Source organism: bacterium, from assembly GCA_016708315.1.
In the GTDB taxonomy this organism is placed as follows: domain Bacteria; phylum Zixibacteria; class MSB-5A5; order CAIYYT01; family CAIYYT01; genus JADJGC01.
In genome coordinates, this window is record JADJGC010000004.1 from 259,823 (window position 1) to 282,846 (window position 23,024).

Sequence of the window (23,024 nt, forward strand, 5' to 3'; positions counted from 1 at the left end):
TTCTTTTCATAAGCTTCTCCTTGTTTGTCAAAAACTCCCATTATCCACAGCCAAGAATCGCATTGCGCAGGTGATGATCGAGCGGCGCAACTCCGTTCGATTTTGCCAAAATCTAAGCGCCACGCTAACATAATCACCAGGGGATGTCAACAGAAATTTTCTGCACGCCCGCCTGTGGCGGTGCAAAGCAGATAGTGCCAATCAGTGCGTCATGTTCTTTGTAGACAAGAAGATCGAAGCCATCCAAATCGAGCCGAAACAAGGATAAAAAGATAGGTGTTTTGGGGCAAATCCCCAGCATACCGCGTCGGCAACACACATGAGCTGCAGTCGCCTTTTATGTGGCTGGCAGTCGTCCCGCCTGCCGTCTATGAATCACACTAACCGTAGGGCGTGGTCTGCACGCCCGAAGTTCAAGACCAACCGTAGGGGCGTGGTTCCCACGCCCGAAGTTCGGTACACCCCACGGGCCCCCCCATCCTTACACCCCCGCCCTCCAGGCTTCAGTCGCATAAAGCTCTAATCGGATAAAGCCCCTGCCCCCCCCCACAGCGCCAATCAAAGTCAGGGGGCGACGGCGACGGCCCGTCTGTAAAATCAGACATAAAGAGTCACTGCTAGAAATCGATACAGGAAGCTGCCTCAAACCGCCCGGAATCCCAGAATTTAAGTCAAACCCCCCCCCCGCAAGTCGTTGTCGGATTTATCACCAAGACAGCTGGAGCAACTCGGCTGGAGCAACAGGGGGCGGTCCAGGCGAGTCCAAGGGGGGCCCGCGATTCTGGGGCGGTAGCCGTCCTGAGCTGTCTCACAAGTCAGCCGAGTTAGGTGCCCCACCGCTTGCGGTAGGATAATTTCTGATATCGTGTTGATGACTGCGTGGGCGACAGCCATCCTCGTCTGCCCCACTACCGGATATGCTTCACCACCAACTCCACCAACTCCCCTGCAATCAACTCGTGGCCGGCAAGTGTCGGATGGCAATGATCAACGAAATACTCAATCTCAGGTAGACCCGCAAATAGCTGTTCGACATCCGCCAGCGGCAAACCATTATCCTGACAGAATTGGCGATAGAGTTCATTGTATGAGGATTTGATTCGCAGTGAGTAGTTATCAAGTTCTTTGGCGCGCTTCAGAAGCGCTTCAGCTTCGACAGGATTACGATGAAGAGCGGCAACTCCGGCATTGTACGCCGCGATTGCGCTCAAGCTATCCAGCGCCATCGCCAGCGCGAACATCGAATCGGCAACTTCACCCTGCTGCCACAGCGCAACACCGAGATTATTCCAGAGTCGCGCACTGCTGGGTGTGCGCTCCAAAAGGCGCCGGCATTCGGCTGCCGATTCAGCAGGTGAGCGGCGATCGCGATAACTCGATTCATACACATGCGCGGTCCATTGGTCGGTTTGTCCCGGCAGAAGCGTTGTATCGAAGCAAATTGCCCATTGATCAAGCAGTGTCCCCTGAAGTTCATCTGCCATAATCAAGCGTCCCTGACTGTCCATCCCGCCGGAGAAGACTTTGAATTGGATGCCGGGCGGCCAAAAATCGGGTGTCGCGACTGTGCAGACCATCAATGCACAACCGCTGCTGTCGCACCACTGCTTGATCGCCGCAATGTTGTCGCGCGCTTCATCAACAGTGACACGCGCCACTAACGGCGAGCTTGCCGCAGCCTTGCTCTTCATGCTCAGCACGACACCTTTGAGTAATTGATAAATATAGGAATGTGCAAGCAGACGATTTACTTCGCTGACAGACCGTGTCTGTTCATACAGCTTACGGTCGTTGAGATAACCATTTATTGAAGGATCATTGTTGCCGAAATAGGTCATCACCATATCGGGCTTGAGTCTCGTGCCGATCAGCTCCAACTGCTTGCGGCATTGCCAACTCGTATAGCCTGCGACCGAAGCATTGATCACGCTGATTGACTTCTCCGGCAGTCGCGTCTTTAGCAGCGCCTCGATCTGGCGAACAAAACTCTCCTCAGCATTGTCAAGACCAATGCCCAATGGCGTTGAATCCCCGAGGAAGAGAATTCTAAATTCACCCGGCTGCTTTTCCCCGACTTCCGCTCCTGCAAACCCGAGACTATCCACGGAGATGAACTCACTTTCTGTAGTTTGGCTTGAGCCGCCAGAACAATTCGGGGTCAGGTTCGTTCATCCCAAGGAACGAATCAAAGAGATGCATCTGCCAGAGCTTGTACTCGTGGTTGATGTTCTCTCGACGCGAAAGATAGTCAACCGATAGATTGATCCCGACGCGCAGAAGCAGTTCAAGAATCAGAATCAACAGCACTGTGGCAGTGATGCCGAATAGCCACGTTCTCTTTGAAGATGCGATCAAGATTTATAATTCTCCGTCAATGAAATTTCACCAGAGCCGAGAGCAAGAGTCTTGCCGTCGAACTCAACGACCAGCAAGCCGTTAGTATCAATATCCACTGCCTTGCCGGTTACGGCGTTGCCGTCATACCGAAAGGTTATACTCTTACCAAGCACAGATGAATAACTCCGTATCGGCTTGATCAACCGCTTGAATCCGCGCGACAGGTATTCCTGATAGTGCTCTTCGAGAAATGTAAGCAGCAGTTTCGTGAGCTTGATTCTATCAACTGCAGACTTCGACACAATCTTGAGTGAAGCAGCTTTATCGCGCAGCTCAACCGGGAAATCGCTTTCGTCGTGATTGGCATTGATGCCAATGCCCATGATGACATATCTGATTCGATCAATTTCGGCAGCGAGTTCAGTCAATACACCGGCAAGTTTGCGGCCATCGTACAGAACATCATTTGGCCACTTGATCGTAGCTTTAATCCCGGGATACTCCCGCAATGTCTTGGCAATGCTCAACGCGGCAATCAATGACAGCCCCGGCGCCAACGACGGCGCAATTTGCGGCCGCAGAATCATTGACAGATAGATTCCCCGCTTGGCAGGCGAGTGCCAGGTTCGCCCAAGTCTGCCCTTGCCGGCGGTTTGGCGCTCAGCAAGAATGACGGTACCTTCCGGCTCGTCCTTTTCAGCGTACTTGTGCGCGATGACATTGGTGGAGCCGACGCGATCGAAACTATAAATGTTGACCCCGAGAATCTTTGTGCCCAATCCGAAAGTAATCTCGTGAGGGAACAGCACGTCAGGCGATGAGCCGTAACGAATATCGCCTTCTTTATTGCGCAGAAGTTGATATCCCCAATTTTCAAGTTCCGCAATTGCGCGGTCAGATTTGTTCGTTGTCAGCTCGAACTTGTCGCACAGCTTCTTACGTGAGAAGTAAGATCGCGGGTGCTTGCGCAGGTAATCGAGAATGTCGATTTGAATTTGCGTGATGTCTTCGGGCATGGCGGGATTATAACGAAACTTGACGGACGAGTGCATCAATATTTAGATGCACCGTCAATTGTGTTGGATTCTAAAGACTCAGGAACGAAGCCAACTCGCGCTTGAAGATTTCCGGCTTCTCCATATGTATCATGTGTCCGCAATCGGGAATCTCATAGAGCGTGCCATTGGTCAGACGGGCATTTATCAATTTCGCTAACGGCAGAAAATCGAGATCCTCACGACCACATAATAGCAGTGTCGGCATCGTTACGTTGTCGAGCATCTTCATATCGCTTTCGTCCATGTATTTGAACGCGTCAGGGTCGGTCCAAACCTTGCCGGGGAAATCACTGATGCAGCTTTTGAAAACTTCCCAGTCCGGCGAGTTCTTATCGACGCGCTGGAAAAGTCGGAACGTCTCCCACTGAATCTTGGCCTGGTCGATATCAATCTGCTTGGCAGTGCGATAGACATTCGGCCAATCGGTGTAATCCTTGTATCCAACGACATGCGGCGCCGCCAATACCAGCGACTTGATATGTTGCGGATGCTGAAGCGCGTACTTGACAACGATTGCGCCGCCGAGCGAATGACCGATGAAGTGTGCCTTTTGATATCCCAAGTCGGTGATGAGCAAATTGAGGTCGTTGACATGTTCGCGATACGAGTAACCGGTTGCCGGTGCGAAACTCTGTCCGTGCCCGCGCAAGTCGTACGTTAAAACTGCATACTTTGACGAGAGCAGTTCAGGAACTTCCATCCAGTAGCGGCTGTCAACGCCGATGCCGTGAACGAGCACAACCAGATCGCCCTGGCCGATGATATTGTAGTAGAGCTTGCGATCATCTTTTTCGAAAAACGACATCGTGTATCCTTAGGTAATGACTTTCCGTTTGAGATGCATCCCCAGCCGGGCGAGCACTTCATAGTTGATGGTATTGGTCCAACCGGCAATATCTTCGGCGCGGATGGTTTCGTCTCCGGAGCGTCCAATCAGGACAACTTCGGATTCGAGGGTGACATTAGGTATATCGGTAATATCCACCATAAACATATCCATGCAGATTCGGCCGCGTACAGGCGCTCGCATCCCATTGACCAAAACATATCCGGTGTTGGAGATCTGTCGGTCATACCCGTCGAAATAACCGATTGGCAATACCGCGATCTTGAGATTGGCGGTCGCGCGATAGGTCGTGCCGTAACCGATGTATTCGCCTTTGCGGACATCCTTAATCTGGCCGATCAGCGTCTTCCATGACAGCACCGGCTGAAGCATGTGATTCTGCTTTCCGGCAAGGCGATACGATAGATAGGTCTCCTTCGAAGGCCAATGCCCGTACAGCGCAATGCCGACGCGTGCGAGATTGAAATGCGTGTGCGGAAACAGCAGCGATGCCGCCGATGAAGCCAGATGCGCGTACTTGATCACAAATCCCGCATCCTCGAGAATGCTCTTCAGTTCGACATATCGCTTGAACTGCATATCCGCATAGCTGTGGTCGGTAGTGTCTTCAATATTCGCAAAGTGAGTCGAAACTCCGACGAGCTTTAAGTGCGCTGTCGACTTGAAGCACTCAATAACCGCTGTAAGCTCCTCCCGATTCACTCCCTGCCGATTGGTACCGGTTTCGAGCTTGAGATGACACTTCGCCGGATACTTTGCCGTGGCGAACTCGGCGAGTTTGCGCAGTGTGTCAATATTGGCCACTACAAAATCGAAACCGGCTTCGACTGCGACTTTCAGATCAGCAATCGGGATATAGCCAAGAATCAAAATGTTGGTTGTGATGCCGCCGGCGCGCAGCAGCAATGCCTCCTCGAGGTTATGTACCGCGAGAAACGGAAACTGCTTTGGATCAAGCAGCCGCGCAATCTCGAGATAACCGTGGCCATAAGCGTTAGCTTTGATGACCGGAACCATCGAACAACCTTTGGCAAGATTGCTTTGAATGGCGGCAATATTGTGTTCGAGTGCGCGCGAATCGACTTCGATCCAGCTTAAAGCAGAAGCGTTCATTTGATGGAATGGTATCGAGGGGCGCTATCGAAGTCAACAATAAAGGGCTATCAGCAAGCGAACTGCCTCTTCCCTGCTTTTGGTTGACACCGCAAATTCAATTCAATACTCTCTCGGCATGGATATAGCCCCCGAGTACTTAATTGACATAGCTGATCGCGCACTACAAGAAGATTTAGAAACCGGCGATCTTACGACATTGGCAACTGTAAGCCCGATTGCCAAGGGTCGGGCTATGATTCGCGCCAAAGCCGATGGCATCATTTCCGGACTCGACGTTGCCGCGCTCGTGTTCTACCAACTCGATCAGGACGGCGAGTTTCTAACCGACCTTGTCGAAGGTTCCCCCATCAAACGCGGTCAAGAATTGATCATGTGCCAGGGCAAGCTCGCATCATTGCTGACCGGCGAGCGGACGGCGCTTAACTTTCTGATGCATCTGTCAGGGATAGCGACCTTAACAGCGAAATTCGTCGAGCAGGTTAAGCACACCAGCTGCCAAATCATCGATACACGCAAAACTACACCCGGATTGCGGTTATTAGAGAAGCGTGCCGTGTTCTCCGGCGGCGGCGCCAATCATCGAATGGGTTTGTTTGACATGATTCTTATCAAAGAGAACCACATTGCCGCGGCAGGCTCGCTGACTAAGGCAGTTGAAAAAGCCATTGAATACAATCAAACAACAGCCATCCAACGCGTAGCCATCGAAGTCGAAACCAGAAATTTGGACGAAGTCAGGGAGGCCGCGAGCCTCGATATTCAGCGTTTGATGCTGGACAACTTCGATGTCGAAACGGCACGCGCGGCAGTAAACTTCCTCCGCGCGGCAAATCCAGATCTTGAAATTGAAGCCTCCGGCAATATGTCGCTGGCGACTGTCAAGGAATACGCTGAAACCGGAGTCGACTTCATTTCGGCTGGCGCCTTAACACACTCGGCTCAGTGGCTCGATCTTTCTATGAAGATTGTCTGATTCCGCAACTACAATCTATTTTCTCGCGTATTTACATCATAATGATAACACAAACCAAGTGGATTGAACGCAAGTTCAGTTTTGACTTTCCGGTAGGAATGGCGCCAGTAATCGTCGAGCGCCTTCGCGGCGCACCGGCACGAATTGAGCTCTACGTGGCGGGCTTACCGCGGGAGATTCTGATTGCGAGGGTGTCGGAGAAATGGTCAATTCAGGAGCACGTCGGGCACTTGATCGACTTGGATGAACTGCACGATGACCGCATCGGTGACTTTCTTGCCGGGAAATTGGAATTGCGTGCCGCAGATATCACGAATGCCAGAACAAGCTCCGCCGGTCACAATGGCCGCGACATCCGAGAGTTAGCGACCGAGTTCCGCAAACAAAGGTCGAGATTCATTTCGCGCGTAGAAGATCTGAAGGAAAGCGACTTCGAGCGAATCTCTCTTCATCCCCGGCTCAAACTACCAATGCGGCTGGTTGATATGCTGTACTTCGTTGCGGAGCACGACGATCACCACTTTAGCGTGATGCGCAATAATCTGAAGCAACTTTCCCCATAGCAGATTTCGAGGTGAACTATGATTAGAGGCGGCAATGCCACGATATTTGTTTCGAGTATGGATCAATCCGTGCAATTCTACACGGAAGTGCTTGGACTAAAACTGGAGTATCGCGCTGGAGACCACTGGGCCTCAATCGATGCCGGCGACGGACTTAAGCTGGGTCTGCACCCTTCAAGTCCCAGCGCTGCTGCACCGGGCACCAAAGGCTCGATTCAAATCGGATTGATGGTAACGGAAACCTTGGAGAAGGTGATTGCAGCAGTTAGTGGTCGCGGTGGTATCTTCAAAGGCGAAATCCATGACGACGATGCTGTGCGAATAGCATTCATCGACGATCCCGACGGCAACGAACTATATCTCTGTGAACTCAAGAAATAGTATCAGAGCTTCTTTCCTACAAAGTCGACTATCCCGTGCCAATGAGGAGCGCCGTGCGTTGTGTCGTAGAAATCGAATTCGGCATAGTGTATCGGGCGCAGCCCCGATTTGAGTTCTGACTCGGCAATCTGCGCACAACACATCCGCATCAATTCGCCGTGTCCAAACAGCGAGTAGATATTTCCTGACGCATCGCGAAATGTCCCCGGGGCGATTTCTTTGGAGTTCTTCTTGTGAACTTTGTAGTGCGGGTCGTCAACTGTGAACGACTCGCAGAGAAACAAACCTCCGCGTTTCAACCCCTCTACAGCTTTACTGATAATCAACTGCGTGTCGGCCTTGGCGAGAAACTGAAACAGATTAATCGCCACTATCAGCGAATAGCGATTCTTGGCGATGCGAAACTCGCGGGCATCTTCAGAGACAGCTTTAATCGAAAGGCTCTTTTTGCGGGCAATGTTCTCGCATTTAGCAACACCGGATTTCGTGGATTCGACTCCCGTCACTGAAAATCCAAGCCCGGCAAGAAAGAGCGCATCGCGCCCTTCACCCATGCCCAGGTCCAGCGCGGAGCCAGTTGGAGCCATTTCGGCGAAGCGTTTGACCAGATCGGACGGCTTCGTGCCCCAATAAAGTTCAGACTTACTGTAGATTTCTTCGTAGTTCTTAGCCATGAGGGATAATCTAAGGCGCCGGCACACATCAAGCAATCACAGAATTCAACTCGAGCCTCGGATAATAGTTGACTTGTCGAACGTATTGCCGATGATTCAACAACGAGCGGATCGTATGTGTATTATAGACGAGTGGCGGAAGTGGATTCCTGCCGATACAAGAGATAAGCATTAAGCGGGGTAGGACAAGACGTCAGAATGCGCAAAAGGATATTGTTTCATTTTCATACAAACCACTCGGTGGATTCCAATCTGATGCCGCAGGAAATCGTTGAATTCGCGGTTCAGAATCAGATTCACGTGCTTGCCCCTACCGATCACAACACCATTCGCGGCTCGCGCGAAATTCGCGAGTTGGCAAACGAACACGGAATCGAAACGATAATTGGCGCCGAGTATTCTTCCGATCACGGCGACATCATCGGTTTGTTTTTGCAGGACGACGCCTATTCACGCAAAGCTTCGGAAATTGTCCAGGAAATCCACGGTCAAGGCGGTCTGACAATCCTTCCCCATCCCTATCGCTCGCATCACCTGACTGATGAATTCCTGCATTCCTTTGACGGCATCGAAGTTTTCAACGCTCGGTTACCGGAGCAACTTAATCGTTTGGCGTGGGAATTGTCCGTCATGTTAAAGAAGCCGGCATTCTTCGGTGTGGACGCGCATCTGAGCGATGAGTTAGGTCTGGTAGTTACTGAAATCGAAGTTAACAAGGGTGAGGACTTGAAAGACGCCGTGCGCAGAGGTTTCAACCCGATTGCACTTACTCAGACTACACCGGCGATGATCTATCGGAGCAAGATGATTGCTTCCGCCAAGCGGGGCACGCCAATTCGTTACCTGCAATCTATGGCGAAAATGCTGCGCGCGCGCATCAAAGGCGCCGCTCTCTAGCTCGTTTGCGAATTTGCATTAATCCCCCTGCCGACATTATTCCAAGAACACTTAATCCAATTAGCGCAGCCGTATACCACGCGGGATGTTCCGCCGTGCTTGTCAATCTCGTCATAAGGCCCATCACCACAGCCACCGCAGAAAGCGCAATTGTATGTTTGATTGGCGAACGCTTGGCGATGATACACGCGACAAATCCCCCGATCAATGCCGCAACAAATGCCCCAATTAAGATAGTCGCGATATGTCCGGTCCCCGGAAGTGTGCTGTCCTGATTCGAAGAAGCGGATGTTGACACCGCCAGTACGGTGAGAAAAGTCTTGGTCACAATATACATGGCGCCATAACCAGCGAGAATCGCCAGTATGCCGTCGAAGAGATTCATCTCCCTGTTTTCCATGCCGACAATCTATCCGGCAGGGCCGATTCGACAAGGAACAATAGCAGTCGATCGACTAAACTTTTTCGTTGACATGCCGTATTGTCCAGAGTAAGTTTAATTCAAGCGTAGCTCCCATGGGAGCATTCGGAAAGGAGAATGTGTGATGAGGGACATTGTCGTGAAAGAGAGGATCAGGGGCGAAGTGTAGCCTAAATGCGCATATTGGCGCGGAAAATCATCATGCTGATTTCTTTCCGCAGGCATTTAGGTGTCTGCGGTTTTTCATTTTTAGGGAGAATTTAGCCATGCCAGGCGAAATATCTAAACATCAATTAGCTGGAATAAAGAAGACACTTGGACACGACTATCTCGCTGAGAAAGAACGCAAAAAGCAAAAACGTCGCGAGCGTGCCGCACAGGTTAAGACTAAAGGAGAGAAACATAAATCGAGAAAACAGGAAATCGAAGAACTCGTCGAGTTGGAACTTGAACTTGAGGAAGGCGGCGGCGATGAATAGTCGCCGCTCAAACTCGCAAGACAACGGCCGGTCCATATGACCGGCCGTGTAATCCGCGCCTACGGAAAATCCTTCGTCGTATTAAGCGACGGGCGCGAGTACAGCTGCGCGGTAATGTCCAAAGCCAAACAAACGCAGAAGGAAACCCCTGTCGCTGTTGGCGATGTGGTGGAATTCAGTTTCTCAGGCGATGGTCCCGGATTCATTGAATCCGTGCAACCGCGCAAGACGAAATTTTCGCGCCCAAGGTCGGTGATGATTCGATCGAGCAGGTAATCGTCGCCAATGTCGATCAAATGGTGATCGTGGTCAGTGTTGCCCAGCCGATGTTCAAACAACACTTGATTGATCGTTTCACTGTATCAGCCTACAAAGGCGGGCTTCAGCCGGTGGTTGTGATTAACAAAGTTGATTTGAAACACAAGGTCGACATCGCTCGTATGAAAACAATCTATGACTCGATTGGAGTTCCACTAGTGGCGACCTCGTGCGAGCAGAATGTCGGCGCCGATGAATTGCGCGGACTGTTGTCGAATCACGAATCGATCTTCGTCGGACATTCGGGTACGGGCAAGAGTTCACTGGTGAATATGCTTCAACCGGGATTGCGATTACGCACCGGAGATGTCTCGCAAGCAACCGACAAGGGTACACACACGACGACAGCGGTCGAGGTTTACCCCCTTGATGGCGGCGGATTCGTGGCAGATACGCCGGGACTCAAGATTCTTGGTCTCTGGGACCTCGAGAAGGACGAATTAGGTTACCTATTCCCGGAATTTGAACGCTTTCGCATCGAATGTCGGTTTAGTCGCTGTACACATTTGCATGAGCCACAGTGTGCAGTGAGACAGGCAGTTAGCGAAGGTATCATTTTTCAAGAGCGGTTTGCGAGCTACGAGAAAATATATTCGACACTTTAGCAAAGAGAAATCTGCGTCAATAATCGATTAAAGCTAAAGCAGATATAAATTTCGCAAACTTTTCTAAAGTTTTTGTTGATTCAATTCGGCTCTACTCTGAAACTGCTTACGTCCGTTTCAACGGGCAGAATGCTTTTGGACTATTGCGGAGGAAAGTGAAAATCTACTATCGAGTTAGCCGTCTTCGGCTAGGCTGGGGGGGCATCCCCGGTTCGGCCTTTTTGCATTTTCGGCTAAACTATTCGGGATCGGCTTCCGATGAATGGGGCTGTAATCGCGAAGGATCCGCTATCTGCCCCAATAACAGTCTGAAAGTACTCGAGGAATCCGGGCAGCTGTCCAATTCAACATTTCCGGTCAACATTGGGAGAGTTTCAAAGCAACACGAAGATCGAATTGCTATTGATTCTGCCAACTTCATTCCCCGAGTTGAGAGCATTGGAAAATTGTTTCACTTGTTAAAGATTTCACGTTTGTTTGCTCCAAGCTGTAAAATTCTGAAACAGCTTGCCGATAGAATCAAGTACAATTTCGACGAAGATAACAGTCGCAAAGTCAAGCAAACTTTGAACACAAAATCAGAGTGTTTATCACGCGTCGAATTCGAGTTAAGTGAAAGTGAAGCAAAGTTTTTTCTTGACAGGATTAGTGGAACACGGAATATTGACCGCAAATTTTTTGGCGATTATTTCGAACGTGCAAAATTTCACTTGCAGGCGTTCGGAAATTTGCTTAATTGGCGGTCTTATGTTTTGGGCTGGGTAGGGGTGTCCCTGTACGCCCATAAGAGCGCATGGTTGAGAAAGGCAGTAAGCCCTAAACAAGGTCTATCGGTTTTAACGAATCACCAACACCAAGCCTCAGGGAAGAAGAGACTGTTGGGTTTTTTCCTATTCCCGGCTAACATGGAAGAAAGCGAACTTAAGTATGAATTGGAATCAGAAGAACGAGGGCGGAAAGGGGCATGGTCATATTGCGTGATCATTTAACGTTGGAATTAAAATTTAAGATAAACTGTGAGTTTTTTAAAGTAAGGAGTGTATTCATGGAAGATCTGAGCCTTTGTGGAACAGATTGGAAAGGAGGGTATTGGATCTAATGAGAATCAATGCCGAAAACGAACTGAAACGGAAAACAGATAAACAACGAGTAACAAGGGATTGTCGAATGAAGTCTATTCGAAACCTGGTATTACTGGCAGTTGTGATGATGTTGGCCTGGTCGGTCATGGGAGTCACGGCGTTTGGGCAATCGCTCACAATGGCGCCAATTCCTAAAGACACGATCAACAATGCGGCCACCAACGTCAGGTTGCTGCTGGGTACTTTCAGTGGTTTAGCTGCGGGTGACTCCCTGATTTCGGTCAAGCTTAAAAGCTGTACTCAAAAAGAGTTCGCGATAAGCCGAATCCAAATCAAGAAGAAGTCAGGCGCGACGGAAACCACTTTTGGAACCTATAACATCGGCGGTCGTTTCGATGAAAACTTCGAAGTGACTGTAACGGGGTCAGGTACTCCGTTCGCCAATGGTGACTCATTGTTGGTCATCTTTGACGCGTGGGAAGATTCAATTGGCACCGATACCACCTACCACGAAACGGGTCTCGAACTCGTCATTCCTGATTGGGGATTGAAGTGGCGTAATAATGGTGTTATCGACAGCTTGAATCTTGGTGCTCTTACTAACCCGGGCGCGTTCCGCGTTAGCTTTGATACGGATGCTTGCAATCCGAATCCTACGGGCCAATACACCCGTATTTTTGACCTTTATGCACCGGTCTATGATGTGAACATTGCGATTATCGATTCGTCGTGCGCCTCGTTCATCAACATCAACGACCAGTTGGTCATCACTGTCTCTGATCCAAACGAACAGATCAAGGACAGCGCGATCTTTGTGAACCTTTCGGCGTTTGGCTTGTCCTCAAACTATCGTTTGAGAACCGATACTGCCAACGGCCACTATTACAATCAAGGCACTGTTGACCCGACTGACGACATCTGGATCGATACGGTCAAAGTTGCCGCGGACAATATGGACGTAATCTCCGGCCACATTATTTATTTTACGGCCGAAGACAATGCCGGCAACGAAGGCACGGTACCGTTCCAGTTTAATCGTCCGATCGACACCATCGCTCCGCGTTTCGATTCGTTGAGATTCTTCATTTCGGAGAATAACACCGGCTCGGATACTTCGGCTGCGATTGGCGACCAGCTTTCAATTATTGCTTACATGACCTCGAATGGATTTTTCGAGATCGATTCTGTAGCAACGCTACAATATCTTGAAGGTTTTATGGGCGCGGCTAATTTCCGCACCGACACAACCTACTGGAACCTCGATGACGTCACCAACGGTAACGGCATCTGGCGCCTGGACTTCTATCTGACCGACGAAATGGCCAGAGATATTGCTTCCGGCACCGACATTGAGAAGTTCATTTACCTCACTGCCTGGGACAACGCCTGTAACGTGGCGCTTGACTCCATCAGCCTCCAGAACGCTTTGGACCTTGACCCGCCGCAATTCTCGGCGATCGAGTACCAGACCGTTCTCAATGCCGATTCGTCGGATTGCACCAACCTTGGTGATTCACTCCGCGTTGAAGCTGACCTGAGCGGCAGTTCCGATATCGCCACCGTCTATTCAAACTTCCTTGATGGTGGTTTGGGTGGCGCGACCCAGGAAGCACTCGGCTCCCTTGGTTCAGGCCTTTGGGCTCTGCGTTGGAAGATTGGCCAGTTGATGGATGCGGATTTCGATCCGATCTCCATTGATGCCAAAGACGCCAACAGCCCGGCCGTAGATGCCGACTACACAGTTTGGGTCTACGCTACTGACGATGCTGGTAACCTTGACAGCCTTCAGTCCTCACCGCTTCTCGGTGTGCTGGGTGGCAACGTCGATCTTGACACTCGTCGCCCGGTGGCAATTGATCAGGATGCAGTCAGCATCCATCAGCTTGCCGGCGGCAAGATTCGTCTTACCTGGCCGGTAACTGCCCAGGCTCAAGACGCCCAGTATTTCTATGTTTATGTTGATTCCACAGGTGATGGATTCGATTATGACAACGTCTTTGGTACCACCTTTACCGGTGAGTATCTGAACGCCGGTCCGGACTCAAATGCCTGGACTTCGGAAGTTCTCACGCACGCTGCCAACTACAAGTTCGTAGTTCGCACGGAAGACGATTGCGGTAACTTCGAATTCAATACCAATATCTTTGAAGGCACACCAGACGCTCAGGCTCCGATTGCCTGCGTTGTCTTCCCGGCCATGAATCTCAATTTCGGCCCGGGCAACCTTCTGATGATCACTGCGACCACTCCGGATGCCGACATCGCGTTGGCTGGTGCGGTTTGGCGCAAGCAGGATCGTGGCGACGGCACCCCTGGTCCGTGGCAGAACTACTCTGCACCGTCACCGGTCAGCTACATGTCCGACTTTGGTCAGACGTTCCGCGACACCATCAATCTCGGTACTGATCCGAGCACTGAAGGTACTTGGGAACTGCTGATTCTTACCCAGGATTCGATCGGCAACATGTCGACTTTGGCGGAAGCCGAAGCGGCTTGCGGCATGTTCGAATTCTTCTGGAATCCGAATGTTCCGGTCTGCGACTTCCTGACCATCAATGGCGCGTTTGCTCCTCAGACCGCTTGCGGTTTCGAAGTTGACAGAACGACGTTGAATACAGCGGTCGTTACTGCTGCCAACGCCGATTCCGGCCCGTACTACACGGTTGACACTTGGGTCATCTTCACCGATTCCGGTGAGAGAACCCGCGTTGACTTTATGGACGAAGCCGAACTTCCGTACGAATATCAGTTCTGGGTAGGCGATTGGCCGAAGACCATTGGTGGTCCTCTTCCGACCTACTTGATTACTGAAATCACTGACATCCGCAACGGTGCGACTTGCGTCGACTCCGTTAGACTGTGCTTGCCGGACGAAGTCGCCCCGAAGGCGTTCATCTCCGACCCAGTCGGTTATCAGTGCGTACAGCTTGCCAAGTCGTCGCTGAATTCGGTCGAAATCCGCGTTGATATCGATCCGACCGGCTACGATAACTCAAGCCCGATTCGTGCAGAGTTCTTCTATAGCCTTGATGGTTCGACCCCGGGCGTAAAGATCGGTGAGTCGGCCTTCCAGGAAGAGCTTGACAAAGTGGTTTCCGCTCCGACCTATCCGTATGCAGTCATTGACTGGGATAACTCGGAACTGGCCGAAGGTTATGTTTGGTTGTACGCCGTCGTCTATGACGATGTCAACAACGCTTACACGACCCCGTTTGTTAAGGTCTGTCTTGACGGCACCATGCCGGAGATGGTCCTGTCCATTAAGGACGGCGACATCTACGCTGGTTGCGATGACGAACCGAAGTGGAGAGTCGGCAGCGCGAATGACTACGAAGTCATGCTTTCTGCTGAACTTGTAAACTTCGTCGACATCGACATTGCCGAAGTCAAGTTCTTCTATCAGCCGGTCGGCGTTGATGATGTCATCGACGTTTACTACTGGTGGACGGAAATCGGCAACGGTATGCCGGCTAACAACACCGGTATCTGGACGATTAGTTTTGATTATGGTGATCTCGATTGCGGTTACGACTATCGCATTCGTGTTGCGGTGAAAGATAACGCCGGCAACTGGATGCTCGATATGGACGGCGACGGCTTCTTCGATGATTATACCTTCGACGATGCTCTCGCTGCCGGTTCCGGCATGATCATGTACTTTGATTGTGGTCCGGTCCAGCCGTCAATCAGCTCCTTCGCTACCGCTGGTGGCGCACAGGATATGAACTGGCTCAATCCGTCCCAGCTTCTGGGTGGTTCTGGTCAAGTCTTTGCCGAACCGAACGATGATCTCACGGTTCAGGCGATGACTCTTCCGGCCGCTGATTCTTGCGAAGTTGCCAAGGTAACTTGGTACTGCAATGAAACCGCTGTCGGTTCAAGCACCAATTCCGCCAACTGGTGGGAAGTAACCTTCAATGCGACTGAGCTTGGTCTCCTCCAGAGCGGCGAAGTCCATGATGGTTACATTGTCTGCACCTTGACTGCGGTCATGGAAGACATGCTTGGCCAGACCGATGATGATCAGATCGTCATCTACTTCCTCGACGTAATCCCGCCGAGCGCTCTGATACTGAGCCCGGGTGACGGCGAATACGTTTGCGGTGAAGTAGAACTTGCGCTCGCTCCGATTCATGCTGAACAACTCCAAAAGGTCGTCTGGTACTACTGGCCGGCAGCTGGTGGTCCGGCAGTCATGATCGACGAAGTTTTCGCGGGCGACGTTGAGAGCTTTGTAAGCGAGTACTTCTATTGGAACTCGACCTGGTCGACTCTCAATTCAGTTCCGGATGGTGACTACTATGTTGGCGCATCGCTCTGCGATTGGTCAAACAACTTCACCGATATGGAACAGACCAAGGTCATGGTCCATGTACGTAATGCTATTCCGACGGTGACCATCACCGAGCCGACCAGCGGATTCTTCTGCGGCGGCGAGTATTTCTGTGCCGAAGTTAACGTTAACGGCGGCGCCCCGATTGATAACGTCCAGTTCCAGTGGAAGAACGCCCTCGACGATAACGGCGAATGGCAGAACTTCGAAAATGGACCGGATCATGAATCACCGTGGTGCGCAACGTTCGAAGACGAAGACTTCTTTGATTATGCCGATGAAGGATTCTATCAGTTCCGTGCAGTCGTTACCAGCGAGTGCGAACGCTATTCATATAGCAATATCGTTACTCTCTTCTACGACGACACCGCCCCGCTCGCGCGTGCGGTCAGCGTAACTGATGGCACCACCATTTGGGATATCGAAAACGCTAACGACCCGACCCCGATGTTCAAGAAGGGTACCCAGAAACTTACCTGGACCTTCCGTGCTCAGGACAATCAGTCCCCGTGGGGTCCGTCTCCGATTTACAACTCAGGTCTTGGTACAATCTGTGCCGAAAACGTCTGCACCTCAATTGAGACTGACGCTAACGGATACTTCACAGTTGACTGGGATATGAGCGGAATGTCGGCTGATGAGTATAACTGGTCATTCTTTGTCAATGACGCTGTCGGATGCAATTCCGCAGAAGTCGTTGTCAACTTCGAAATCTACGAAGGTGAGCCGACGATCGGTCTCGTAGCCGGTTGCTGGAGAGGTGAACTCTTCGGTATCGCCGAATACGGCTCCGAAACGATGTTCCAGCAGCGCCAAAATGGCGGCTCATGGGTTGCCGTTGGCGGCACCAGTGCCTGGGACGATTCATATCTCCTCCAAGACGACTGGAGCTACACTCCGGAACGTTGGGGAGTCTACTCGACCCCGTGGTCACCGGCTAACGGTACCTACGAAGTCCGTCTCCTCTCGGATAACGGCTTCGGATGGGAAGAAGAACTTGCTCCGATCACCACGATCGTAGTGAGTGATGAAGGTTGCGCGGTAACCGGCGCTCCGGCCGACTTTGGTCCGGCGACGATTGAACGCAATCTCGAAAACGATTGCGATAATCTCGAAGGTCTTGCCACGATCAATTCTGAGCATGGCATGCCTTGGGGTCTCTCAGTCGCTTACAATGTAGCTACTGAAGACTGGAGCTTTGATATCATCTCTTTCACCGCGCTTAACCAGCAGGGTGGAATCGATAGATATTCCGGATCATTCGACTTCGACGCTTTGGTCGACGACGGATTCGGCGAAGGCCATGTCTTCTTTGTTGACTACGCCGGACTTGCGGCTTGGTCAATCAATAGAGATTACTCGACCTTCTGGGTCAGCCGCGACTTTGGTACCGGCGGTCCGGTAACGTTCGAAGATGTCACCGTTGACATTCCGGCAGCGTTCCTTGACTACGACGGCACCGACGGCCCGGCACTTGCCATTTGGAAATCCAAGATTGCTCGTGCGAGCGTCTGGCAGGATTGGTTGTTCACCCCGGTGGGCGACAATAATGGCATGATGACCTACTTGTCTGATCCGTCTTGTTCATATATCTGCAACGACGATGAGCAGTATGCTGTCGTAACGATGCAGTATAACAACACCGTCAATGTCCCGGCTGAGTCGCTTATGGTTGCTTGGTGGGATGGTGAAGGCAACTGGCGGACCGACAATGTCTACTTCCCGTCAACTGTTCGTGGCTTCTATGAACAAGGCGGCCAGAACTGGGTAGAGTTCGCCGTTACCTGCTTTGGTGACGACTCGCAATACTACGGTGGGGAAGATAGCAACTACTTCTACGAGACTACAGATGCGTGGTACTCAGTTGTGAAGCGTACCCAGTACGACGGCACAACGGCTATCCGCAGAACCGAACTGTATCCGTACTGCGGTATCTACACCGGTGGATATCCGGAGTTCACGTATCAGACCGTCGAAGCCTTCCAGAATACCATCGATTGGAGCACTCTTGAAGTGTACCTCAATGGTGTTCGCATTCAAGACAGAGACGGCTACTCAGCGCCTGATTCGCAGGCGAATGGCAAGCTCGTCACTGGCTCGAAGACGGCCTTAGATGAAGCTGACAACGTAGACATCTGGTACGACGAAGTATCAGGTCAGATCCACGTTTGGTTCTATGCGTACTATTACTACGACAATGACGACAACTATTACTCGTACTCACCGCTTCCATGCGGCCAGCACGAACTCTACGTCCGCGTAGAGGATAGCCAGAATCGTCCGCAGTCGATCCGTGATAACTTCATGGTTGACTGTGCCGATCCGGATGTCGACTTCGACAATTCGTATGTATCTAAGAATCCGACTCTGACCTTCACGATTGAAGACGCCCACTCCGGTGTCAACTGGAGCAGTGTCCACGTCGATATCTTCTTCGTAACGAAGGGTGATACCACGGCGGGCGGACCTGACGGCGGCAGTCCGAAGGAAAGAGCCGTATTCATGCAGACCTTCTTCCCGGCCCAAATCGAGGATTACCTCCAGGAGGACGGCAGAACGGTCATCATCCCGACCACTTACGATTTGGACGACGAACGTGGAGTGATTGCAGTTATCTACGATGGTAGCTATAGCAGCTTCTTCGACGACGAATACAATTACTACTATGGTGATCCGGGTGCATACGACAACTTCGACCGTTACTATAGTGTCAGCGGTGGTGTTCATGACTGCGTCGGCAACAGCACGACGCCGCATGTTCAGTACTTCACCGTTGATTACGATGGTGCCACGATCACGATGACTTCGAACCCGAACGCCTGCCCGTTGGTCTTCACGATCGACGAAGACGGCTCCGGAGTCGACAACATCGAAATTCGTGAAAACGGTGTGCTCCTTGGCGAAGCCCAGGGTTCCATCGGTGCCGTTGATGAAGAAGGCGAATGGTACTTTGCATCCTCCAGTAATGGCGGAACGCTGTACTATTGCCCGAGCAACGGTTCATCGTACGTCATCTCAGTGACCGACAATTCGGGTGGCACCAGCACGTTCGCAGGAACGAAGGGTGGTACACTCTCTGATGGTTCAGTCACTGGATGGGCCGGTCCGAATCCGTTCGACCCGGCTACCGACGACGCGTTCAATATCAACGTCGGTCTTGAACAAGCTGCCAATGTCGTGATTCGCATCTACGACTACTCCGGTAGCCTTGTAAAGACCATCAACGCTGGTAACCTTGGCGCTGGTGAATCTGCAATCGCATGGGATGGCAGAACCGACGGTGGCACAATGGTCGCCGACGGCGCTTACATGGCGCGTATCGAAGCTTCCGGTTCCGGAAGCTCGGCATCGGCTGTGATCTGGATCGCAGTTGTTGAGAAGTAAGAAGGAAGACACACAGAGGGGTCCCGCAGCAAGCGGGACTCCTTTGAATAACTTGAAACTAATGTTTAGTTATAGGAGGGGAGATCTCGACATGAGAAATCACCTGAAGAAATTTGTGGTCTTCGCCGGTTTACTTTCGACTCTCCTGTTAGGAGTGAGCGGATCCGCCATTGCCGATGACAATCATGCCTTCCCGATCTTTCGGACGGGTGTGAGTGCTCGCGCTCTGGCGATGGGCACTGCGTATACCGCAGTTGCCGATGACGCTTCCGCCGGATATTGGAATCCGGCCGGATTGACTGGCGTAGAGAAATTTAGCCTCACGACCATGATGTCGGACAATATGCGTTTCGACCGGCAGTATATGTATGCCGCCCTCGCATATAACTTCGGCACCGCCGGTTGGGGAGCCTTTTCCTGGGTAAACGCAGGAATTGACAACATCGAAGAAGCTGGTGTTAACGGTCCGACTGGAAACATGATTGATTTCGATCAGCATGGATTCCTGTTCAGCTACGGCAACAAGATGAATAACCTTCATGTTGGCGCCACGTTGAAGGTTGGATACCAGAAGACCGCCGACTACTCAGCGAGCGGTGTTGGCTTCGATGCCGGTATCAAGTACGCTGTTGGCGATAACGTCTTCCTTGGCGTCTCTGCCCGCGACCTTGGTACCAAGGTTGGTCGTACCTCCGTGCCGGTAACCTGGCGCGTTGGCATGGCTGCCATGGCGTTCGGTGGATTCACATTCGCCGGCGACATTCAGAAGATTCAGCATCGTGACAACGTCACGCTGTATCTCGGCAGCGAGTACGATTATGAATTCGCAGAAAACTACTTCGGCGCGATTCGCGGCGGCGTAGCGGACGGCGATTTCTCAATCGGTGCCGGCCTGACCGTAATGAAGAAGTATTCGATTGATTACGCATACGTGACCGAAACCGAGAGCTTCCTCGGCGAAAATCACCGCGTGTCGTTGTCGATTGCTTTCTAATCTAACGATTAGAAATTCATAAATCAGACGCCCTGGTTGTTTACTCAACCGGGGCGTTTTGATTTGCGTTTCAAATCTTCGTCCCCTTCTTTCCCCTTGCGTCATTGCGCGTATAATGATTATGCTTCGAACGTACATTCCAAGAGGGTATTAACGCATGAAAGAGTACCACGATATCGTAGGCGCGGAGATTCCGGAAGACTTGCCATTGTTGCCGCTGATTTCGGCGGCTGTGTTTCCTTCAGCGGTGGCTTCGATTCAGGTGCGCATTGCTCGCTCGTTGGCGCTGCTCGACAACGAAGTTGAAGAGAATGAGATCATTGCAACGGCAATCACCAAAAAGGGGATCACCGTCGCGGAGAAGCTCGAAGACATCCACAACATCGGCGTCGCAGTTCGCGTCATCTCCAAGGTCAGAATTCCGAACAATACATATCAATTAGTCATTCAGGGACTGCGCAGAATCAAGATTAACAAACTCACGCAGTTTGAGCCGTTTATCAGGGCGCAGATAACCACTTTGCCGGCAGACCCGCCCGGCATCGATGAGAAGCTGCTCTTGCAGCAACAAGAGGCACTGGGACTCTTCCAGCAGCTCACGATGCTCGACAATCGCTATCCGCGCGAGATGGTGCAGATCATGCGCGCCAACGCCGAAGAAGCCGGACGCTTTGCCGATCTGTTGTCGAGCTATCTCGCATTCGGATTGGGTGAGAAACAATACCTCGTGTCGGCAATCGATTTGAATGAACGTTACGACCGGCTCATCAAATTGATGACTGCGGAACTGCAGAAGATACAAGTCGCGGCGGATGTCGAAAAACAGGTCAAGGTCGACGTCGACCGCTCACAGCGCGAGTATTACCTACGCCAGCAGATGGTGGCAATCAAGAAAGCGCTCGGCGAAGATGGCGACGGCGATACACAGATTGTCGAACTCAAGAAGAAGATCGAAGCGGCAGGATTGCCGGAACACGCCAAGATCGTCGCCGATCGCGAAGTGAAGAGACTGTCAGAGGTATCGGCAATGTCGCCAGAGTACAATGTCATCCACAGCTACCTCGACTGGATTACCGAACTGCCCTGGAATCAGGCTTCGACGGATAATGTCAATATAATGGAAGCGCGCGCTATCCTCGAAGAGGACCACTATGGCCTCGAAAAGGTCAAGGAGCGCATTCTGGAATTCCTGGCGATTCGACACCGTCGCGAAAATCCGCACGGCCCGATTCTCTGTCTTGCGGGTCCTCCCGGAGTCGGCAAGACATCGTTGGGCAGGTCAATCGCCCGCGCGCTCGGTCGCAAGTTTGTTCGCATCTCGGTAGGCGGAATGCGCGACGAAGCCGAAATCCGCGGACACCGGCGCACCTACATTGGTGCAATGCCGGGCAAGATCATTCAGGAGATGCGCAACTGCGGCGTGAACAATCCGCTGTTTATGATCGATGAGATCGACAAGATGGGCAGTGATTTCCGCGGCGATCCGTCCTCGGCGATGCTCGAGGTCCTCGACCCCGAGCAGAACGATTCGTTCCGCGATCTCTATCTCGATCTGCCGTTCGATTTGAGCAAGGTGCTGTTCATCACGACAGCGAACTTGCTGGAGACGATTCCCGACCCTCTTAGAGACCGTATGGAGGTCATCGAGTTATCTGGCTATACGGTGATGGAGAAAATCCAGATCGCCAAGAAATACCTGATTCGCCGTCAGATGGAAGCGACCGGACTCAAGGACACCGAGTTTTCCATTACCGAAGATGCACTCCGGGCAATCATCACGGGATACACTTACGAAGCCGGCGTGCGCAATCTCGAGCGCAACATCGGCAGCATCTGCCGCAAGTGCGTGGTGCGAATTCTGGAGGGCGCCGCAACCAAGATCGTGGTTGATCCGGCAACAGTCGAAGCATTGCTTGGCCCTGCCAAGATAAGCTATGATGTCGCCAACCGTCAGCCGGAGGTCGGTGTCGTGACCGGTCTGGCGTGGACACCGTTTGGCGGGGACATTTTGTTCATCGAGACGATTCGCATGCGTGGCAACGGCAAGGTGCTGGTCACGGGTCGGCTTGGCGATGTGATGCAGGAATCGGTCGAGGCGGCATATTCGTTCGTGCGTTCGCGGGCGACGGAGCTGGGACTTGACCCGGTGATATTCGAGCAGACCGATGTGCATATTCACTTCCCCGAGGGCGCCATCGCCAAGGATGGTCCTTCGGCGGGCGTGGCGGTGACGGTGGCGTTGATTTCGCTGTTCACCGAGCAGCCGGTTTATCACACGGTCGCGATGACGGGCGAGGTGAGCTTGCAGGGCAAGGTGCTGCCGATCGGCGGTCTCAAAGAGAAGTCGCTGGCGGCGTTTCGCGCAGGAATCAAAAAGGTGCTCTTCCCGATCGGCAACACCAAGGACCTGATCGAGATTCCGCAAGAGGTTCGCAGTGGTCTGGAGTTCGTGCCGATCGAGACGATTGATGATGCACTCGACCAGTCGCTGGCGCGGATTATTCTGCCTTCGACGGATGCAGTGATTGCGATTGAGAATCTGAAGAATCAGCGCGGGCAGTA

Annotated in this window: 18 protein-coding genes; 11 read left to right on the forward strand and 7 right to left on the reverse strand. The window is 51.9% G+C overall.

Annotated elements, in window-relative coordinates; genetic code table 11:
- Positions 1-908 precede the first annotated feature (908 nt).
- From IPH59_06440 to alr, 5 genes are read right to left on the reverse strand one after another with little or no spacing between them, the layout of a single operon-like run.
- Positions 909-2,105: a hypothetical protein gene (locus IPH59_06440; GenBank protein MBK7091346.1), complete on the reverse strand. Its 1,197-nt coding sequence runs from the start codon at positions 2,103-2,105 to the stop codon at positions 909-911.
- A 10-nt stretch (positions 2,106-2,115) separates the two neighbouring features.
- Positions 2,116-2,355 (reverse strand): hypothetical protein, encoded by a 240-nt coding sequence (locus IPH59_06445; GenBank protein MBK7091347.1) that lies wholly within the window; start codon positions 2,353-2,355, stop codon positions 2,116-2,118.
- The gene (locus tag IPH59_06450; GenBank protein MBK7091348.1) at positions 2,352-3,389 is read right to left on the reverse strand and encodes a biotin--[acetyl-CoA-carboxylase] ligase; all 1,038 of its coding nucleotides are present in this window, start codon (positions 3,387-3,389) and stop codon (positions 2,352-2,354) included. Before IPH59_06450 ends, IPH59_06445 begins: the two co-directional genes overlap by 4 nt.
- A gap of 34 nt (positions 3,390-3,423) precedes the next feature.
- Complete coding sequence (locus IPH59_06455; protein ID MBK7091349.1) at positions 3,424-4,200, reverse strand: alpha/beta hydrolase; 777 nt, start codon at positions 4,198-4,200, stop codon at positions 3,424-3,426.
- A gap of 9 nt (positions 4,201-4,209) precedes the next feature.
- Positions 4,210-5,355 (reverse strand): alanine racemase, encoded by a 1,146-nt coding sequence (gene alr / locus IPH59_06460; GenBank protein ID MBK7091350.1) that lies wholly within the window; start codon positions 5,353-5,355, stop codon positions 4,210-4,212.
- Between the two features lie 118 nt (positions 5,356-5,473).
- Here alr and nadC point away from each other — a divergent pair, with 118 nt between their 5' ends.
- Genes nadC through IPH59_06475 form a run of 3 tightly spaced genes read left to right on the forward strand, consistent with a single transcriptional unit; the run spans position 5,474 to position 7,275 of the window.
- On the forward strand, positions 5,474-6,331 hold the full coding sequence (gene nadC, locus IPH59_06465; protein MBK7091351.1) for a carboxylating nicotinate-nucleotide diphosphorylase: 858 nt from the start codon (positions 5,474-5,476) through the stop codon (positions 6,329-6,331).
- 41 nt (positions 6,332-6,372) lie between these two features.
- The gene (locus IPH59_06470; GenBank protein MBK7091352.1) at positions 6,373-6,894 is read left to right on the forward strand and encodes a DinB family protein; all 522 of its coding nucleotides are present in this window, start codon (positions 6,373-6,375) and stop codon (positions 6,892-6,894) included.
- Between the two features lie 18 nt (positions 6,895-6,912).
- Positions 6,913-7,275, forward strand: a complete 363-nt coding sequence (locus IPH59_06475; protein MBK7091353.1) for a VOC family protein — start codon at positions 6,913-6,915, stop codon at positions 7,273-7,275.
- Between the two features lie 2 nt (positions 7,276-7,277).
- On the opposite strand, the gene IPH59_06480 is transcribed toward IPH59_06475, so the two are convergent.
- Positions 7,278-7,949 carry a class I SAM-dependent methyltransferase gene (locus tag IPH59_06480; GenBank protein MBK7091354.1) on the reverse strand — a complete coding sequence of 224 codons (672 nt, stop codon included), beginning with the start codon at positions 7,947-7,949 and terminating at the stop codon, positions 7,278-7,280.
- A gap of 198 nt (positions 7,950-8,147) precedes the next feature.
- On the opposite strand from IPH59_06480, the gene IPH59_06485 reads away from it, so the two are divergent.
- Positions 8,148-8,846 (forward strand): PHP domain-containing protein, encoded by a 699-nt coding sequence (locus IPH59_06485; GenBank protein ID MBK7091355.1) that lies wholly within the window; start codon positions 8,148-8,150, stop codon positions 8,844-8,846.
- On the opposite strand, the gene IPH59_06490 is transcribed toward IPH59_06485, so the two are convergent.
- Positions 8,827-9,231, reverse strand: a complete 405-nt coding sequence (locus tag IPH59_06490; protein MBK7091356.1) for a hypothetical protein — start codon at positions 9,229-9,231, stop codon at positions 8,827-8,829. The genes IPH59_06485 and IPH59_06490 overlap by 20 nt on opposite strands.
- 302 nt (positions 9,232-9,533) lie before the next feature.
- Here IPH59_06490 and IPH59_06495 point away from each other — a divergent pair, with 302 nt between their 5' ends.
- The 7 genes from IPH59_06495 to lon form a co-directional block, all read left to right on the forward strand.
- Positions 9,534-9,746: a hypothetical protein gene (locus IPH59_06495; protein ID MBK7091357.1), complete on the forward strand. Its 213-nt coding sequence runs from the start codon at positions 9,534-9,536 to the stop codon at positions 9,744-9,746.
- Between the two features lie 36 nt (positions 9,747-9,782).
- Positions 9,783-10,022, forward strand: coding sequence for a hypothetical protein (locus IPH59_06500; protein MBK7091358.1), 240 nt, complete (start codon positions 9,783-9,785; stop codon positions 10,020-10,022).
- 20 nt (positions 10,023-10,042) lie between these two features.
- Positions 10,043-10,669: a ribosome small subunit-dependent GTPase A gene (gene rsgA / locus IPH59_06505; protein ID MBK7091359.1), complete on the forward strand. Its 627-nt coding sequence runs from the start codon at positions 10,043-10,045 to the stop codon at positions 10,667-10,669.
- A 155-nt stretch (positions 10,670-10,824) separates the two neighbouring features.
- Entirely contained in the window at positions 10,825-11,658 is an 834-nt protein-coding gene (locus tag IPH59_06510; protein ID MBK7091360.1) for a hypothetical protein, read from the forward strand.
- 178 nt (positions 11,659-11,836) lie between these two features.
- Entirely contained in the window at positions 11,837-19,468 is a 7,632-nt protein-coding gene (locus tag IPH59_06515; GenBank protein MBK7091361.1) for a hypothetical protein, read from the forward strand.
- Positions 19,469-19,559: 91 nt separating this feature from the next.
- Positions 19,560-20,462: a PorV/PorQ family protein gene (locus IPH59_06520; GenBank protein MBK7091362.1), complete on the forward strand. Its 903-nt coding sequence runs from the start codon at positions 19,560-19,562 to the stop codon at positions 20,460-20,462.
- Positions 20,463-20,619: 157 nt separating this feature from the next.
- Positions 20,620-23,024, forward strand: a 2,405-nt coding sequence (gene lon / locus IPH59_06525) for an endopeptidase La (GenBank protein ID MBK7091363.1), incomplete at its 3' end; no start/stop codon positions are given.